Genomic DNA, 17,128 nt, shown 5'->3' with positions numbered 1-17,128 from the left:
ATACCGGCCCCGCCGGGGGGTCAGCCGCCCTGGTGGTGCAGCCAGCCCCGCCGGCGGCCGCGCGACGAGATCGTCGTGCCCGGCGGCAGCACCAGGTGCGGGTCGAGCGTGCGCGGCACGCCCGCGAGGAAGAGCGCGAAGACCGGGGGCCGGCGCTGCACCAGGTCGAGCCGCCCGCCGTCGGCGGCGGCCAGGTCGCGCGCCAGGGCGAGGCCGAGGCCCGTGCTGCCGCCCGTCGTCGTGCCGCGCTCGAAGATGCGGGTCGCGACGTCGTCGGCCACGCCCTCCCCCTCGTCGGCGACCTCGATCGCGACCGCGCCGGTCGTGCCCGACGGGCGAGACCGCACCGTCGTCGTCCCGTCGCCGTACTTGAGCGAGTTCTCCAGCAGGGTCGCGATGATCTGCGCCAGGGCTCCCGGCGTCGCGAGCACCTGCATGCCGTCGGGGACCTCGATGACGAGCCGGCGACCGGCCCGCTCGAACGTCGGCGCCCACTCCTCCTCCTGCTGGTGCACGACGTCCGCCAGCACCACGGCCTCCGTCGTGCCGCCCTGCGACCGCCGCGACGCCGCGAGCAGGTCGTCCACGACGGTCACCAGCCGCTCCACCTGCTCGAGCGAGATGCGGGCCTCCTCGACGACCTCGGGGTCGTCGGAGGCGAGCGTGATCTCCTCGAGCCGCATCGTCAGCGCCGTCAGCGGCGTGCGCAGCTGGTGCGACGCGTCCTGGGTGAACTGCCGTTCCGCCGCGAGGCGTCCGGCGAGCCGGTCGGCGGACCGCGCCAGCTCCGCCGCGACGAGGTCGATCTCCTCGACGCCCGACGGCTCGAGGCGCGGGCGCACCTGGCCCGACCCCAGCTGCTCCGCGGACGCCGCGAGGTAGACCAGGGGCGCGGACAGCCGGTTCGCCTGCCACACCGCCACGGCGATGCCTGCCGCGATCGCGACGATGCCCGCGATGATGACCAGCACCACCGTCTGCGCGGACTTCACGTAGGCGCCGATGGCCGACACCGTCATCGACACGCCGACGTTCTTGTCGGTGAGCTTCGCCTTGTCGATCGTCGGCGGGGAGACCGGCTCGCCCGCCGTCAGCTGGGTGCCGTCCGGCAGCGTGACGACGACGTACGCCGGCAGGTCGCCCTCGCTGCCCTCGGCCGCACGCTGCACCGTCGACTCCTCGACGACGTCGTCCCGGTCGAGGCTGTTGTCCACGCTGCGCGCGAGCGTGTCCACCCGGTTGGTGACGCGCTGCTCCTCGGTGGCCAGGACGTACCGGGCACCGAAGATGCCGAGCGGGACGCCGAGCAGGAGCACGGCGACGGCGACCGCGGAGATGGTCGCCAGCAGGACGCGGCGACGCACGAGGTCAGCCCTGTCCCGTCGGCGTCAGCTCGCGCCGAGCTCGAAGCGGAACCCGAGCCCTCGCACGGTGGAGACGTAGCGCGGGGCGTTGGCGTCGTCGCCGAGCTTGCGGCGCAGCCACGACACGTGCATGTCGAGCGTCTTGGTGGAGCCGACCGGGTCGGAGCCCCAGACGTCGCGCATGAGGGTGTCGCGCACCACGACCGACCCGGCGTTCGCGACCAGCACCTTGAGCAGGTCGAACTCCTTGGTGGTCAGGTGCAGCTCGCGGTCGCCCTGGAACGCACGGTGCGCGGAGACGTCGACGCGCACGTCCTGCGCGCGCAGCTCCTCGTCCTCCCCCGTCTCGCCGTGCGTGCGGCGCAGCAGCGCCCGGACGCGGGCGAGCAGCTCCGCGAGGCGGAACGGCTTCGTCACGTAGTCGTCGGCGCCCGCGTCGAGCCCGACGACCAGGTCCACCTCGTCCGCGCGCGCCGTGAGCACCAGCACCGGCACGGTCAGCCCGGAGCCGCGGATCTCCCGTGCCACGTCCAGGCCGTCCATGTCAGGAAGGCCCAGGTCGAGGACGACGATGTCCGCGCTCCCAGCGTTGTCGACGGCTCCTTGACCAGTTCCTTGCACGATGACGTCGTAACCCTCACGCGTGAGAGCCCGCGCCAAAGGCTCGGCAATAGCCGGGTCGTCCTCGGCCAGCAGTACGTGGGTCATTCCCTCATGCTAGCGGCAACGTCGCTGGTCCTGGACCCCTCCCCACGCCGCGTCGGCGCCAGTCCGGTGTGACATGGAGATGACGCGCCGGCAGGTCACCGTCCGCGACGACGGCAGCCGCCGGGGTCGTCGTCGTGCGGTCGGTCCTGTCCCCCTGCGGGACGATGCCTCGCTCCGGCCGTCCGCCCCCGGGCGGACGCACCGGCTCCCCCCTCCCACCTACCCTGGCGGACATGAGCTGGATCGAGAGGATGGGGCGCTGGTTCGAGGCGCACCGCTTCGGCGTCGACCTGACGACGACCGTGCTGCTCGCCGCGCTCATGCTGACCTCGGCCACCGACCTGTACGCGTCCGACCCGAACCTGTCCCGCACGGAGTCCACCGTGTGGACCGTGGCCCTCCTGGCGCCGCTCCCGTGGCGTCGCACCCGGCCCGTGCCCTCCGCCGTGGCGGTCTTCGCGATCGCGCTCTCCCACATGCTCGCGGGCTACCCCATGATCATGCCGGGGGACCTGCTCGTGCTCGTCTCGCTCTTCTCGGTGACCGTCTACGGCCCGACCTGGGCGCACGTCACGGCGATCTGCTCCACGGCCGTGGGAAGCGTCGTCGTCCTGCCCCTCGCGGTCTCCGTCTTCACGCTGGGCGGGCTCAGCGCCTCCGGCGTCGCCGAGATGCTCCCGGTCGGGATCTTCTGCCTGGTCGCCGGCCTCGCCGTCTGGGCCTTCGCCCTCGTGCGACGGTCCCGCCGCGTCACCATGGACGCCCTGCGCGACCGCGCGCACCGCCTCGAGATCGAGCGCGACCAGCAGGCCCGGATCAGCGCCGCCGCCGAGCGCGCCCGCATCGCCCGCGAGATGCACGACATCGTGGCGCACTCCCTGTCCATCGTCGTCGCGCAGGCCGACGGCGGCCGGTACGCCGCGGCGTCCGACCCCGAGGCCGCCGTGCGCGCGCTGGGCACCATCAGCGAGACCGGGCGCACCGCGCTCACCGACATGCGGCGCCTGCTCGGCGTGCTGCGCTCGCAGGACGACGAGGACGCGGTTCGCGTCGAGGCGGCGCCCCGCTCGACGTCGCCGCCCGCGCTCGCCGCCGGGCCGGGCGGCGCCCCGCGACCGGCGACCGGCGTCGCCGACGAGCCCCGCCAGGCGCGCCCCGCGCCGCAGCCCGGCGTCGAGGAGATCGAGGACCTCGTCGCGCAGGCGCGGGACGGGGGCCAGCGCGTGTCGCTGGTGCGCGTCGGCGAGCCCCGCACCCTGCCCGCCGGCATGGGCCTCACGCTGTACCGCGTGTGCCAGGAGTCGCTGACCAACGTGCGCAAGCACGCCGGCCCCGACCCGGCCGTGACCGTCGCGGTGCGCTGGACGCCGTCGACCGTCGAGCTCGAGGTGCTCGACGACGGCCGGGGCGCCGCCGCCGCCGCGGACGACCCCGGGTTCGGGCTGCGCGGGATGCGCGAGCGGGCCAACCTGTACGGCGGCACGCTCGAGACCGGTCCCCGCCGAGCCGGCGGGTTCCGCGTGCACCTCGAGCTGCCGCTGCCCGGAGCGCCCGTGACCGCCCCGCCCGCGCCGACGACCCCGTCGGCGACCACCGCCCAGGAGGACGCATGACCCCGCCCGCCGACGACGTCGCGCCGCCCGCCCCCGGACCCGCCGGGAGCGGCGTCGTGCGCGTCGCGCTCATCGACGACCAGCAGCTCGTGCGCGCGGGCTTCCGCATGGTGATCGACTCCCAGCCGGACCTGGAGGTGGCGCTCGAGGCCGGGGACGGCGCGCAGGCGCTGCGGCTGCTCGCCGACCACCGCGTCGACGTCGTGCTCATGGACGTGCGCATGCCGCACCTGGACGGGCTCACCGCCACCGCGCGCCTCACCGCCGCGCCCGACGCGCCGCGCGTCATCGTGCTCACCACGTTCGACCTGGACGAGTACGTCCTCGAGGCCATCCGGTCCGGGGCCTCGGGGTTCCTGCTCAAGGACGCGCCGCCCGAGGAGATGCTCGCCGCCATCCGCACCGTGCACGCCGGGGACGCCGTCATCGCGCCGTCGTCCACCCGCCGCCTGCTGGAGCACCTGGTCACCGCGCTGCCCGCGGACCAGGCGGCACCCCAGCGCGACGCGCTCGCCGGCCTCACCGACCGGGAGCGCGAGGTGCTGGTGCTCATGGCCCGCGGCCGGTCCAACACCGAGATCGCGGCCGACCTGTTCGTCGCCGAGGCCACCGTGAAGACCCACGTCGGGCGCATCCTCGCCAAGCTCGACGCCCGCGACCGCGTCCAGGCCGTCGTGACCGCCTACGAGACCGGCCTGGTCCGCCCCGGCTCCTGACCCCGACCTGTCGGAGCCAGGTCGGTGCGTATCCCGGCGCGGATCCGACAACTCGGCGAGGGTGCAGGTCAGGGGCGGTTCAGGGTGCGGGTCAGGGTCGGTGTCATACCGGGGGATGACCTGGGAGCACGCCAGGACCCACCCTCGGACCGATGTCGGCGGCGCGGGCGCTCCGTAGCGTCGGTGATGTCCTGGTCCGAGGCTCTGCGGAGCTCCCGGGCCACCATCCCGAGACACCGGAGAGCTTCCGTGGACACGACCGTGTACGTCCCGATCCCCGACGAGGGCACCGCCGCCCGACCGACCGTCACCCCGGCCGTGCGGGCCCGCGCCCTGACCAAGACGTACGGCCGCGGCGAGGCGCAGGTGCGCGCGCTGGACGGCGTCGACGTCGACTTCACGGCCGGCCGCTTCACCGCGATCATGGGCCCGTCGGGCTCCGGCAAGTCGACCCTCATGCACCTCCTCGCCGGCCTGGACTCGGCCACGAGCGGACAGTCCTTCATCGGCTCCACCGAGGTGACCGGCCTGAACGACAAGGCGCTCACCGCGCTGCGCCGCACCCGCGTGGGCTTCGTGTTCCAGCAGTTCAACCTGCTGCCGATGTTCACGGCGGAGCAGAACATCACCCTGCCGGTCGAGCTGGCGGGCGGCACGGTCGACCAGCAGTGGCTCGGCACCCTCGTCGACACCCTCGGCCTGAGCAAGCGCCTCACGCACCGCCCGAGCGAGCTGTCCGGCGGCCAGCAGCAGCGCGTCGCCATCGCGCGCGCCCTCATCGCCCAGCCCGACGTCGTGTTCGCGGACGAGCCCACCGGCAACCTCGACTCCCGCTCCGGCGCGGAGGTGCTGAGCTTCCTGCGCCGCTCGGTGCGCGAGCTCGGCCGCACGATCATCATGGTCACCCACGACCCGGCGGCCGCCGCCTACGCGGACCGCGTCGTCCTCATCGCCGACGGCAAGATCGCCGGCGACATCACCGACCCGACGCCGGAGTCCGCCCTCGCCGGCCTCGACGCGCTGCGGACGGTGGCCTCGCGATGATCCGCCTCACCCTGTCGCAGATGCGGCGCAGCGCCGGCCGGCTCGCCGCCGCCGGCCTGGCGATCGTCATCGGCACCGCGTTCGTCGCGATCACCCTCCTCGCGGGCAACGTCATCACCCGCACCACCTACGACTCGATCGCCGCACAGTTCACGGGCGCCGACCTCGTGGTCCGCGGCGTCCCCGCCGACGACGCCGCCCTCGACGCGGTGCGCGGCACCGACGGCGTGGCCACGGCCGACCCGCAGCTCATGACGTACCAGCAGCTCGAGGCCGGCGGCCGCACCATCTACCAGGGCGTGCTGGCCGAACCCACGGACACGAGCGTGCTGCCGCTCGAGGTCGCCGACGGCTCCCTCCCCGAGGCGTCGGGCGAGATCGCGCTGCCGACCGACGTCGCGGAGCGCCTCGACGCCGCCCCGGGCGACACGATCACCCTCGTGCGCAACGTCCTCGAGGGCGACCAGAGCTCCGAGGAGGACGCCTGGACCGAGGTCCGCGAGCAGCTCACCGTGTCGGGCACGCTCACCGACCCGTACGGCGCGTACTCGATGCAGGGCGGCGCGGCCGTCGCCCCGGCGGCGGACGTCGCCGGCTGGGAGGACGACCTGGCGGCCCCCGGCGAGGAGCCGGTCGCCCCCACGACCATGCTCGTCACCCTCGACGACCCCGCCGGCGTCGAGCAGGCCCGCACGGCGATCACCGGCGCGCTCACCAACGGGGCCGCGGCGTCGGGCGCCGACACCGCCGACCTCAAGGTCGTGACGCCCGAGGAGCACGCCGAGGCCGTCGCCAGCGAGATGACCGGCGGCGAGAACGTCATGTTCACGCTGTTCGTGCTGGTCTTCGCTGCCGTCGCGCTGCTCGTCGCCGCGCTCGTCATCGCGAACACCTTCCAGGTGCTGGTCGCCCAGCGCACCCGCACGCTCGCCCTGCTGCGCTGCGTCGGGGCGGACAAGGGCCAGCTGCGCCGGTCGGTGCTGTTCGAGGCGGCCGTGCTGGGCCTGCTGTCCTCCGCGGTCGGCCTGGTGGCCGGCGTCGGGCTGGGGCAGGCCGCGCTCACGATCGGGCGCGGCATGGACCTGGGGGTCCCGCTGCCGGCGACGGTCACGATCACCCCCGCCGTCGTCCTCATCCCGCTGGCGGTGGGCACCCTCGTGACGCTGGTCGCGGCGCTCTCCCCCGCCCGGGCCGCGACGCGCGTCGCGCCGCTCGAGGCCCTGCGCCCCGCCGACGCGCCGTCCGCGGCCCGTGGTGCCGGTCGCGTCCGGCTGGTGCTCTCGATCCTCGTCTCCGTGATCGGCTTCGCCCTGCTGGGCGGCGGCGTCGCGCTGAGCACCGTCGGCCAGGAGCCCACGACGGGCCTCCTGCTCGCCGTCGCGGGCGGGGCCCTGTCGTTCGTCGGCGTCCTGGTCGGCTCGGTGTTCTGGCTGCCCCGCGTGGTGGCGCTCGCCGGGCGCCTGGTGGGGATGTCCGGCCCGACGGCGCGCCTCGCGGCGGCGAACACCCTGCGCAACCCGCGCCGCACCGCCGCCACGTCCACCGCGCTGCTCATCGGCGTCACGCTCGTCGGCATGATGTCGACCGGTGCCGCGAGCGCCCGGGTGACCATGGACTCCGAGCTGGACTCCCGCTACCCGGTGGACGTCACCGTCTCGACCGACCTGTCGAGCGACCCGACGAGCGTCGCCGCCGGGGACGCCGTCGTGGCGCCCGTCCCGTCCGCGCTCGCCGGCACCGTCAGCGACGTCTCGGGTGTCTCCCGCGTCGTCGAGGCGCGTGCCACGGCCGCCACGGTCACCGGCGACGGCGTGGACGAGGGCCTCGCCGTCACCGTCCGGGGCGTGTCCCCGGACGCCGCGGCGTCGGTGCTGCGCAGCACCGAGATGGTCGAGCCGCTCGCGCCGGGCACCGTCGTCGTGCCGGAGGAGGTCTCCGAGAACTGGGACATCACCGACGGCCAGGCACTCACCCTGACCGGCCCGGACGGCACCCTCGACGTGACGGCCGCGGTCACCGACCTCGCGGACACCGGGATGATCGTGGTGCCGGACGACCTGTCCTCCCTCGACCCCGACGCCCCGGTGACCAGCCTGTGGGTGGGGCTCGACGACCCGTCCGACGCCACCTCCGTGGTGCCGTCGATCCAGGACGCGGTCGCCGACACCGAGGCCCCCGCCGACGTCATGGGCGCGGCGGTGGAGCGCGCCGGCTTCCAGCAGGTGATCGACACCGCGCTGGGGATCGTCATCGGTCTGCTGGCGGCGGCGGTCGTGATCGCCCTGATCGGCGTGGCGAACACGCTGTCGCTGTCGGTCATCGAGCGGCGCCGGGAGTCCGCCACCCTGCGGGCGATCGGGCTGTCGAAAGGCCAGCTGCGCGGGATGCTCGCGGTGGAGGGCCTGCTCATCGCGCTGGTGGGCGCCGTCCTGGGCGTGCTGCTCGGGCTCGTCTACGGCTGGGCCGGCGCCGCCGCGGCGCTCGGCTGGGCCGGCACCCCGGTCATCGTGGTCCCGTGGCGCGACGTCCTCGTGATGCTGCTCGTCGCCGCCGTGGCCGGGCTGGTGGCGTCCGTCGCCCCCGCCCGCACCGCTGTGAAGACCTCCCCCGTGGAGGCGCTGGCGAGCGAGTAGCGGGAGTTGTCCACAGGCCGTCCTCGACGGCCGTCCCGGGCGGGCACCCTGGGGGTCATGTCGACCTCCTCGGTGCCCGCCCTCGTCGTCCCCGCGCCCGGCCCCGCCCGGGGGCGGACGGGCGACGTCCGGGTCACCGTGCGTCCGGGGGAGGACGTGCTCCTGCCGGCGGGGCTGCCGTTCGGCGCGTGCCGGGCGGGGCTCGCCGACCTCCTGCGCCGACCCGAGCTGCGGCACGTCCCGCTGCGCGCCGACGGCGTCCTCGTGTCCGACGACGACGTCGTCGGGCACCGCCCGCTCCTGCCCGGGGCCGCCGTCGCCGTGCACGACGACGGGGCCGGGAACGCGCACGCAGCCTCGGGCACCTTCCGCCCGGCGCCGGCCGTCCTCGACGGGCCGTGGCTCGCCGCCCGCGCCGACGGCCCCGCCGCCGGGGTGACCGTCGCCCTCGCGCCCGGCGGGTCGACGGCGCTGCACCACGACACGGGCCCGCCATCACGGGGCGGCCTCGTGGTACGCGTGGACCCGCGGCGGCCAGACCGTGTCACCGTGCGGCTCTCGCGCCGCGGCACAGGCACCCGGGCGTCCTCGAGCACCCGGGCGCCACGCCCGACGGCGCGGCTCGTCCGCGGGACGGGCACCGCTCGACGGCGTGCGTGGGTGGTGAGTCGCCTGCCGCGCCGCTGGCGCGCCGGCAGCGTGCTCGAGGTGACGGGCCCGCGCGGCGTGCGCTCGTGGACGCTGCACCGCTCGGGGACCGTGGCGGCCTGGCTCGATGCCGCCCCCGGCCGTGGGGAGGCCGCCGACGCGGCGGCGCCGTCCGGGCCCGGCGCGGGGATGCTCGCCACCGCCGCGCTGCCCGTCGTGGGGTCGCTGGTCCTCGCCGCGGTGCTGCGGCAGCCGGCGTACGCGCTGTTCTCCCTGCTCGGTGTCGCGACCCTGGTACCCCAGCTCCTCGCCGCACGACGGCGGCGGCGCGGCGGGTCCGGCCCGTCGCCCACCGCCGGAGCCCCGGCGACCGGCCACGGGACGGAGCCCGGGGACGCCCCGCCCCGCGTCGTGGGCGAGGCACCCGGCCCGCTGCTCGCCCGGTTGGTCGCGGCCCACCAGGCGTCCGACGGAGCGTGGGGCGCCGCGTGCGCGCGGGCCGCGGCGCGGGCCCGCGCCGGCGGTCACCACGCCGAAGTGTCGCCCCGGGCCGCGCCCCCCGGGGCAACCGGTCAGGGAGGTGGTGCGGTGGTGGTGGGTGCGGTCGCCGAGCTGGTGCCCGACGGCGCGATCGCCGTGGTCGGACCGCGTGCGGACGTGCTCGCGGCCGCACGGTCGGTGGTCGCCGAGCTCGCCGCGGCCGGCGCGTCCGTGGAGGTCGTCGGCGCGCGCGACGCCTGGTCGTGGTGCCGCTGGCTGCCGACCGCCGGCCCGCCGCTGCTCGTCGTCGACACGCCCGCCGCGACAGACCGTGCCGCGGCCACCGCTCGGCCCGACGACGTGCTCGCGCGCGGCGGAGCCGTGCTGCTGTGCCTGCCCGACGGCGCGCCCGTGCCGTCGTGGTGCCGCACGACGTGGCGGGTGCGCGCGGGCCGGGTCCGGCGGGCGGCGCCGGACGGCTCCGCCACCACCGGGCCGCTCGTGGGCGTCGACACGGCCTGGGCGGAGCGGGTCGCGCGACTCGTCGCGGGCCTGGCGGGGCTGCGACGGTCGCTGACCACGCTGGACCGGGCGACCGGCCACGACGAGGCGGGCGGGCCCGGCGACGACGGCGACCCGACCGACCCGCGGCTCCCCGCCGCCGTCCCGCTGGTCGACCTGCTCGACGACGCACCCGACCCCGGCGCCGCCTGGGACACCACCACCGGCTGGGCGGTGCCGCTCGGCCGGGACGCCCGCGGTCGGCCCGTGACCTTCGACCTGGTGGCGGACGGGCCCCACCTGCTGGTGGCCGGCACCACGGGGGCGGGGAAGTCCGAGCTGCTGCAGTCGCTCGTGCTGGGGCTCGCGGCGCGGCGGTCCCCGCGTGACCTCGAGCTCGCGCTCGTCGACTTCAAGGGCGGCGCGTCGTTCGGCGCGTGCGGCCGGCTGCCGCACGTCGTCGGCCAGGTGACCGACCTCGACCCCGGGCTGGCGGGCCGCGCCCTGTCCGGCCTCCGCGCGGAGCTGCGCCGGCGCGAGCACGTCCTCGCCCGGCACGGGGCGGCGGACCTCACCGCCCTGCCGCCGGGGGTGCCCGACGAGCCGCCGCGGCTGGTCGTCGTGGTGGACGAGTTCCGGGCCCTCGCCGACGACCTGCCGGACTTCCTGCCCGGTCTGCTGCGCGTGGCCGCGCAGGGGCGCTCTTTGGGCGTGCACCTGGTGCTCGCGACGCAGCGTCCCGCGGGGGCAGTGAGCGCCGACGTGCGGGCCAACGTCTCGGCGCGGCTCGCGCTCCGGGTCGTGGACGCCGCGGACTCGCTCGACGTGGTCGAGACGCCCGCGGCCGCCCGGATCGTGCCGGGGACGCCGGGGCGCGCCGTCCTGCGCCGCGGGTCCGAGCCACCGGTGGCGCTCCAGTGCGCTCATGCCTCGGGGCTCCCCACGACGGCCGAGGACCAGGTGCGCCGCGCTCCGGCCTGGGGTTCGCCGCCGATGGCGGCGCCGTCGGTGCCCGAACCGTGCCAGCGCTCCGCGGGAGCCGACGCGGCCTCGTGCCCCGTGAACTCGCTCGTCGACTCGCTCGTCGACGCTGCCGCCGCGCGAGGCCTCCGCCCCGGCGCCGCGCCGTGGCTGCCCCCGCTGCCGGAGCGCGTCCAGGTCCGGGACGTCCCCGAGGCCGACGACGACTCCGCGGGCCTCCCCCTCGCGCTGGGCGACGATCCCGACAGCCAGCGCCGGACCGTCGTGCGCTGGGACCCGGGCACGGGGCACCTCGGCGTCGTGGGCCGCGCACGCTCCGGCAGGACGACGGCACTCCTGACGACGGCGGTGGCGGCGCTGGACGCGGGCTGGCACGTGCACGTGCTGGCACCTGCGACCGCGCTCCCCCGGTTCGCTCGCCTCGCGCGGCACCCGGGCCTCGGTACCCTCGCCGGCCCCGCGGCGCCGCGGCGGGCGGCACGGCTGCTGCGCCTGCTGGCGGCGGACGCGGAGGGGCCGGCACGGGCGCGGACGCTCGTCGTGGTCGACGGCGTCGACGAGCTGCGCGTCGCGCTCGCCGGACCGGACCCGTGGGACCCGCTCGTGCGGGCGCTGGCCTCGCCCGGCGTCGCGTTCGCGCTCGCGTCCGACGGCGCGACGCTCGGCGGGCTCGCCGCGCGGGCCGGGCCGCGGTTGGTGCTGCTCGGCCCCGAGGCACACGCCGACGTGCTCCTCGGCGCGCCTTCCGGGCTCGCCGGTCGTGGCGGGCCCGCAGGTCGCGGCGCGTGGCTCGCGCGCGAGCAGGTCCTGTGCCAGGTCCTGCTGCCGGGCGAACCGCGCGTCCCCGACGCCGGTCCCGGCGGCCGCGCGGCCGGGCGGGGGGCCGCTGCGCCGGTGAAGGTCCGGCCGCTGCCCCCGACGGTCGTGGAGACCGACCTGGCCACGGCGCCGGGGCGCGGTCCCCGGCACCGTGCCGCCGACCCGCGCGACGTCGGCACGCTGCTCGTCCCCGTCGGGGTCGGGGGCGACGCGGCCGGCCCGGTCGCGCTCGACGTCGGCCGGGGCGCCCTCGTCACCGGACCGCGTGCCAGCGGCCGCACCACCGTCCTGCGGCTCGTCGTCCGGCGGCTGGCGGCGGCAGGACGACTGGCCGGCGTGGTCTCGCGGGATGCCGCGCTGCGTCAGGACGCCGGCGACGTCCCGGCCGTGGCACCGTCGCCGGCAGCCCTGGCCGGGCTGCTCGCCGGGCTGCCGGACGGGCCACCGGACGGCACGGCGGGACCACCGGGCGACGGGCCCGCGGCCCTCCCCGCCGTCACGGGCCAGGGTCCCGGCGTGCTCGTGGTGGACGACCTCGACGTCCTCGCCCAGCAGCACCCGCTGGAGGCGGAACGGATCTCCGCGCTGACCGACGGGACCGGCCTCGTGCTCGTGGCGGCGGCGAGCTCCACGGCGACGGCGCTGGCGCACCGGGGCGCCCTCGCCGAGCTCCGCGCGCGCCGCACGGGCGTGGTGCTGCACCCGGGCGAGCGAGGGGCGGACGAGCTGCTGGGCGTACCGCTCGCGGACGCCGTCGACCCCGGACCGGCGCGCGCGGGGCGCGGGGCGCTCGTGCAGGCGGGGCGGGTGCAGGTCGTGCAGGTGGCCCGGCCGGACGACGTGGACCCGGCAGCCGCAGACTCAGCCGGACGTCGCCTCGACGACCCGGCGCGTCATCACCGCGACGAGCACCGCCGCGGCGACGAGCAGCAGGCCCAGGCCCGCGAGCACCGCCCAGGCCGCCCCGGCGGTCAGCAGGCTGACACCGACGAGGCCCTGCATGATCTGCCACACGACGATCGGCGCCCGGCCCCCGCGACGCCCCGCCCACAAGGCACGGCAGGACCCGACGAGCAGCCACGCGAGGCCGAGGAAGAAGAGCACGAGGAAGACGCTCACGGCTACGCTGTTGGAGGCGCCGCGGACGACCTCGATCCCGATCATCACGGCAGCCCCGACGAGCAGGACGGCCTCGATCCCGACCCCCGCGGCGACGACCCTCAGGCCCGGCGGGCGGGGCCCCTCCGGAGCACCGTCGGCATCGGACGAGGGGGTGACAGGAGCGCGCATGACACGTCAGAATACGTGCGACCTGCAGTTTCACGACAGTGTGATGAAGCACTCACGCTTCATGCGGGAGAAACTTTCACGTAACCCCTTGTGCGGCGCTTCACGAGGTGTGACGCTGGACGGCAGATCAACCCCCACCCATCGGACCCGGTTTGGCGCGCCCGCACGCGCGCCCCTCTGACGGACCAGGTCCCCCTGCACCGAGGAGATGACATGGACTGGCGCCACAAGGCCGCCTGCCTCGACGAGGACCCTGAGCTCTTCTTCCCCATCGGCAACACCGGCCCCGCCCTCCTGCAGATCGAGGAGGCCAAGGCCGTGTGCCGTCGCTGCGACGTCGTCGACACGTGCCTGAAGTGGGCCATCGAGTCCGGCCAGGACGCCGGCGTCTGGGGCGGCATGAGCGAGGACGAGCGCCGCGCGCTCAAGCGCCGCACCGCGCGCGCCCGCCGCGCCGGCTGACGCACCCCCGCACGACGAGCAAGGGGCGGACCGCGACGCGGTCCGTCCCTTCGTCTGTGCCCGTGTGTGGCCGTGTCGGTATCGGTGTCCGGGCGCGACGCCCGTCAGTACCCGGAGCGCGCTGCCGACTGACCGTCGCGCAGCTCCAGCTCCAGCACCACCTGTGTGCCGCCGCCGTCGCGCGCCTCCCAGTCGATGGTGCCGCCCAGCTCGTTCGTCACGAGCGTCTGCACGATCTGGGACCCCAGCCCGCTGCGCGACGCGCGCCCCATCGTCGCGATGCCCTCCGGCATCCCCACGCCGTCGTCGGCGACGACCACCCGCATCGAGGCCCCGTCCCGCTGCACGTCGATCTCGACGTTGCCGGACTCACGCCCGGGGAAGCCGTGCTCGACAGCGTTCGTCACCAGCTCGGTGAGCACCAGCGCGAGGGGCGTGGCGTCCTGCGCCGGGACCATGCCGAACGACCCGGTCTGCTGGGTGCGCACCTGCGTGCGCGTCGACGCCACGTCGGCGGCCAGCCGCAGCGCGCGGCTCAGCATGTCGTCGAGCTCCACGTGCTCGTCGAGGGTCTGCGAGAGCGACTCGTGCACCATCGAGATGGTCGCGACCCGGCGCATCGCCTCCTCCAGCGCTGCCCGGGCCTCGGGCACGTCCATCCGGCGGGCCTGCAGCCGCAGCAGCGCGGCCACGGTGGCGAGGTTGTTCTTCACGCGGTGGTGGATCTCGCGGATGGTCGCGTCCTTGGTCATGAGCTCGCGCTCACGACGGCGCAGCTCGGACACGTCGCGGCACAGCAGGACAGCGCCGATGCGCTGCCCGTGGTCCGTGAGCGGCAGGGCGCGCAGCGACAGGGCGACACCCTTGGCCTCGATGTCGGTGCGCCACGGCGCGCGGCCCATGACGACCAGCGGCAGCGACTCGTCCACCGTGTCCTGGTACTGGACGATGTCGGCGGTCACCTCGACCAGCGACTGCCCGACGAGCGGCCCGATGACCCCGAGCCGGTGGAAGCACGAGAGCGCGTTCGGGCTGGCGTAGAGCACCTCGCCCTCGGAGTTGAGCCGGATCAGCCCGTCGCCGACGCGCGGTGCGCCGCGGCGGGGGCCGGTGGCGGCGTTGGTCGCCGGGTACTCGCCGCGCGCGATCATCGCGAGGATGTCGTCGGCCGACTCCACGTAGTTGAGCTCGAGCCGGCTGGGCGTGCGCCCGGACCCGAGGTTGGTCTGCCGGGCGACGACGGCGATCGGCCGCCCTTCGTGCACCACCGGGACCGCCTCCTCGCGGACGGCGTAGGCGCCGAACCAGCGCGGCTCGCGAGAGCGTTGCGCGCGCACCTCCGTCATGGCGGCCGCGAGCTGCGGGCGCTGCCCGTCGGGGGCGAACGACCCCACGATGTCGTCGTAGTGCACCGTCGCCCCGGTGGACGGGCGGCACTGGGCGAGGGCGACGAAGCCGCCGTCGGACGTAGGGAGCCACAGCACCAGGTCGGCGAAGGCGAGGTCGGACACGAGCTGCCAGTCGCCCACGAGGAGGTGCAGCCACTCGGCGTCTCCCTCGGAGAGGTCGGCGTTCTGGGCGATGAGGTCACTCATGGCGGACACGCCCACCAGCCTACGGGCGCTACCGCTCCGCTCCCGCCTCGGTAGGGTGACCTCGTGCACCTGACCGTGGAGCTGACCTACGCGGCGGACGCGGACGCCGTCGTCGCGATGCTCGCCGACGAGGCGTTCATCCGCTGGCGGGCCCTGCGCGGCCCGGGCGGCCGCGTCGAGCAGACGGACGTGACCGGCAGCCCGGCCGAAGGCTTCACCATCGCGGTGCGACGCACCCTGCCCACGGACCTCATCCCCGCGCAGGTGCGACCGTTCGTCGGCGACCACCTGGAGGTGCGCCAGGCGGAGGTGTGGGAGGCGCCCTCCGGAGGGCTGCGCACCGGGACCATCGCCGTCGAGATCGCCGGGGCACCCGTGCGGGTGACCGGCACGGTCCGCCTCGAGCCGACGACGGACGGCGGCACGCGCCAGGTGTACGACGGCGAGGTCCGCGCGACGGTGCCCCTGTTCGGCGCCGCGGTGGCCGAGGCCGCCGCCCGGGCGGTCCGCTCGACCCTCGAGGCCGAGGGCGCGGCCGGCCAGGAGTGGCTCGCGGCGCAGGCCGCACCGGGTGAAGACCGGTAACGATCCGGACACGCGCTCGCGGCGCAGGCTTCTGACCTGCGCTGACGTGGCCGCTTCCGTCACAGAACGGCATCGACGCCCTCGACGGGCTTGACTTTCGTCACCACCGACGGCGAGCATCATGACCTGGCTGTGGGAGCGCTACCACCATGGAGGTGGGAGCGCTACCAACCCTCCAACTCGTAGGCCCGACCCAGACAAGGGAGTCACCGTGCTCAACAGCACTCGACCCACCCGCCGGACCCGCCGCGTCGTCGCGGCGTCCGCCGGCGTCGCGACCCTCGCCCTCGCCCTCACCGCGTGCGGTGGCGGCTCCGACCCCTCAGACGAGGGCTCCGCCGACAGCAACGAGAAGATCACGCTGACGGTCGCCACCTTCAACGACTTCGGCTACAGCGACGAGCTCCTCGCCAGCTACACCGAGGCGCACCCGAACGTCACGGTCAAGCAGGTCAAGGCCGCGAAGTCCGAGGACGCACGCAACAACCTCACCACGAAGCTCGCTGCCGGCGGCGAGGGCCTGGCCGACATCGAGGCCATCGAGGTCGACTGGCTGCCCGAGCTCATGCAGTACCCCGACCTCTTCGAGGACCTGGCCGACCCGGCGCTCGACGGCCGCTGGCTGGACTGGAAGGTGCAGCAGGCCACCACGACCGACGGCAAGGTCATCGGCTACGGCACCGACATCGGCCCGGAGGCCATCTGCTACCGCGCCGACCTCTTCGAGAAGGCCGGCCTGCCGACCGACCGCGAGAAGGTCGCCGAGCTGCTCGGCGGCGCCGACGCGACGTGGGACAAGTACTTCGAGGTCGGCAAGCAGTTCGTCGCCAAGTCGGACGCCGCCTGGTTCGACGGGGCCGTCCCCACCTACCAGGGCATGGTCAACCAGCTCGAGGACGCCTACGAGGACCCCTCCACGGGCGAGCCGAAGGACCTCAAGACCAACACCGCGGTCAAGGACCTGTACGACCAGGTGCTCACCGCCTCGATCGACGACAAGCTCTCGGCCGGCCTGGAGCAGTGGCAGCCCGACTGGGACGCAGGCTTCCAGAAGGACGCCTTCGCCACCATGCTCTGCCCGGCCTGGATGACCGGTCCGATCGAGGAGCGCTCCGGCGGCGTCGAGGGCTGGGACGTCGCCGACGTCTTCCCCGGCGGCGGCGGCAACTGGGGCGGCTCGTTCCTCACCGTCCCGGCGTCCGGCGACAACGCCGCGGCGGCCAAGGAGCTCGCGGCGTGGCTGACCGACCCCGCGCAGCAGACGACCGCGTTCGAGAACGCGGGAACGTTCCCCTCGCAGGTGGACGCACAGTCCTCCGAGCAGGTGCAGTCGTTCACGAACCCGTTCTTCAACGACGCCCCGGTCGGTCAGGTCTTCTCGGCCCGCGCCGAGGCGATCACGAGCGCGCCGTTCAAGGGCAAGAACTACTTCGGGATCCACCAGTCGGTGCAGAACGCTCTGAACCGTGTGGACCTCAACGGTGACGACCCGGAGAAGAGCTGGGAGGGGGCGCTCGAGGAGGCCGCCTCCGTCATCCAGTGACCCTCTGACCAGTCACTGACCCCCGCGCTGGTCGGGCCTGTCGGGACACCCGTCCCGTCCAGAATACACAAAACGTGCGCATACCCCCTCAACTAAGCTCGACAACTAGACGGGAGCCGGCACTCCCCCACCAGACCACTACTACC

General features: G+C 75.4%; 11 protein-coding genes. 8 read left to right on the top strand and 3 right to left on the bottom strand.

The annotated features are described in order from the left end of the window. Positions 1–20 precede the first annotated feature (20 nt). Both ACFCZN_RS11975 and ACFCZN_RS11970 read right to left on the bottom strand, forming a co-directional pair. The gene (locus ACFCZN_RS11975) at positions 21–1,364 is read right to left on the bottom strand and encodes an ATP-binding protein (protein WP_430556934.1); all 1,344 of its coding nucleotides are present in this window, start codon (positions 1,362–1,364) and stop codon (positions 21–23) included. Positions 1,365–1,388: 24 nt separating this feature from the next. Further along, positions 1,389–2,072 (bottom strand): response regulator transcription factor, encoded by a 684-nt coding sequence (locus tag ACFCZN_RS11970; protein ID WP_430546746.1) that lies wholly within the window; start codon positions 2,070–2,072, stop codon positions 1,389–1,391. A gap of 233 nt (positions 2,073–2,305) precedes the next feature. On the opposite strand from ACFCZN_RS11970, the gene ACFCZN_RS11965 reads away from it, so the two are divergent. From ACFCZN_RS11965 to ACFCZN_RS11940, 6 genes are all read left to right on the top strand, one after another. Then, the gene (locus ACFCZN_RS11965; protein ID WP_430556933.1) at positions 2,306–3,685 is read left to right on the top strand and encodes a sensor histidine kinase; all 1,380 of its coding nucleotides are present in this window, start codon (positions 2,306–2,308) and stop codon (positions 3,683–3,685) included. Further along, positions 3,682–4,401, top strand: coding sequence for a response regulator (locus ACFCZN_RS11960; RefSeq protein WP_430556932.1), 720 nt, complete (start codon positions 3,682–3,684; stop codon positions 4,399–4,401). Before ACFCZN_RS11965 ends, ACFCZN_RS11960 begins: the two co-directional genes overlap by 4 nt. A gap of 249 nt (positions 4,402–4,650) precedes the next feature. Beyond that, complete coding sequence (locus tag ACFCZN_RS11955) at positions 4,651–5,445, top strand: ABC transporter ATP-binding protein (protein WP_429764583.1); 795 nt, start codon at positions 4,651–4,653, stop codon at positions 5,443–5,445. Continuing rightward, positions 5,442–8,078, top strand: coding sequence for an ABC transporter permease (locus tag ACFCZN_RS11950; protein ID WP_430556931.1), 2,637 nt, complete (start codon positions 5,442–5,444; stop codon positions 8,076–8,078). The genes ACFCZN_RS11955 and ACFCZN_RS11950 overlap by 4 nt, the downstream gene beginning before the upstream one ends. 57 nt (positions 8,079–8,135) lie before the next feature. Beyond that, entirely contained in the window at positions 8,136–12,881 is a 4,746-nt protein-coding gene (locus tag ACFCZN_RS11945; RefSeq protein ID WP_430556930.1) for an FtsK/SpoIIIE domain-containing protein, read from the top strand. Positions 12,882–13,010: 129 nt separating this feature from the next. Next, entirely contained in the window at positions 13,011–13,259 is a 249-nt protein-coding gene (locus ACFCZN_RS11940) for a WhiB family transcriptional regulator (protein WP_166849954.1), read from the top strand. A 104-nt stretch (positions 13,260–13,363) separates the two neighbouring features. Here the strand turns inward: ACFCZN_RS11940 and ACFCZN_RS11935 are convergent, their stop codons facing one another. Next, on the bottom strand, positions 13,364–14,854 hold the full coding sequence (locus ACFCZN_RS11935) for a sensor histidine kinase (protein WP_429764652.1): 1,491 nt from the start codon (positions 14,852–14,854) through the stop codon (positions 13,364–13,366). A gap of 63 nt (positions 14,855–14,917) precedes the next feature. On the opposite strand from ACFCZN_RS11935, the gene ACFCZN_RS11930 reads away from it, so the two are divergent. Together ACFCZN_RS11930 and ACFCZN_RS11925 are read left to right on the top strand one after the other, a co-directional pair. After that, positions 14,918–15,439 (top strand): DUF2505 domain-containing protein, encoded by a 522-nt coding sequence (locus ACFCZN_RS11930; RefSeq protein WP_429764580.1) that lies wholly within the window; start codon positions 14,918–14,920, stop codon positions 15,437–15,439. Positions 15,440–15,650: 211 nt separating this feature from the next. Beyond that, a complete protein-coding gene (locus ACFCZN_RS11925) occupies positions 15,651–16,982 on the top strand; it encodes an ABC transporter substrate-binding protein (protein WP_429764579.1) in 1,332 nt (443 codons plus the stop codon). Positions 16,983–17,128 lie beyond the last annotated feature (146 nt).

The organism is Isoptericola sp. NPDC056134 (assembly GCF_042264825.1).
Taxonomy (GTDB): domain Bacteria; phylum Actinomycetota; class Actinomycetes; order Actinomycetales; family Cellulomonadaceae; genus Isoptericola; species Isoptericola nanjingensis.
The sequence above is the reverse complement of the archived record's forward strand: the minus strand, read 5'-3'. Positions and strand labels throughout refer to the sequence as shown.

Coding starts and splice junctions, on each gene's coding strand:
- ACFCZN_RS11940 (WP_166849954.1), top strand. CDS start 13,011: ATGGACTGGCGCCACAAGGCCGCCTGCCTCGACGAGGACCCTGAGCTC.
- ACFCZN_RS11935 (WP_429764652.1), bottom strand. CDS start 14,854: ATGAGTGACCTCATCGCCCAGAACGCCGACCTCTCCGAGGGAGACGCC.
- ACFCZN_RS11965 (WP_430556933.1), top strand. CDS start 2,306: ATGAGCTGGATCGAGAGGATGGGGCGCTGGTTCGAGGCGCACCGCTTC.
- ACFCZN_RS11970 (WP_430546746.1), bottom strand. CDS start 2,072: ATGACCCACGTACTGCTGGCCGAGGACGACCCGGCTATTGCCGAGCCT.
- ACFCZN_RS11960 (WP_430556932.1), top strand. CDS start 3,682: ATGACCCCGCCCGCCGACGACGTCGCGCCGCCCGCCCCCGGACCCGCC.
- ACFCZN_RS11950 (WP_430556931.1), top strand. CDS start 5,442: ATGATCCGCCTCACCCTGTCGCAGATGCGGCGCAGCGCCGGCCGGCTC.
- ACFCZN_RS11945 (WP_430556930.1), top strand. CDS start 8,136: ATGTCGACCTCCTCGGTGCCCGCCCTCGTCGTCCCCGCGCCCGGCCCC.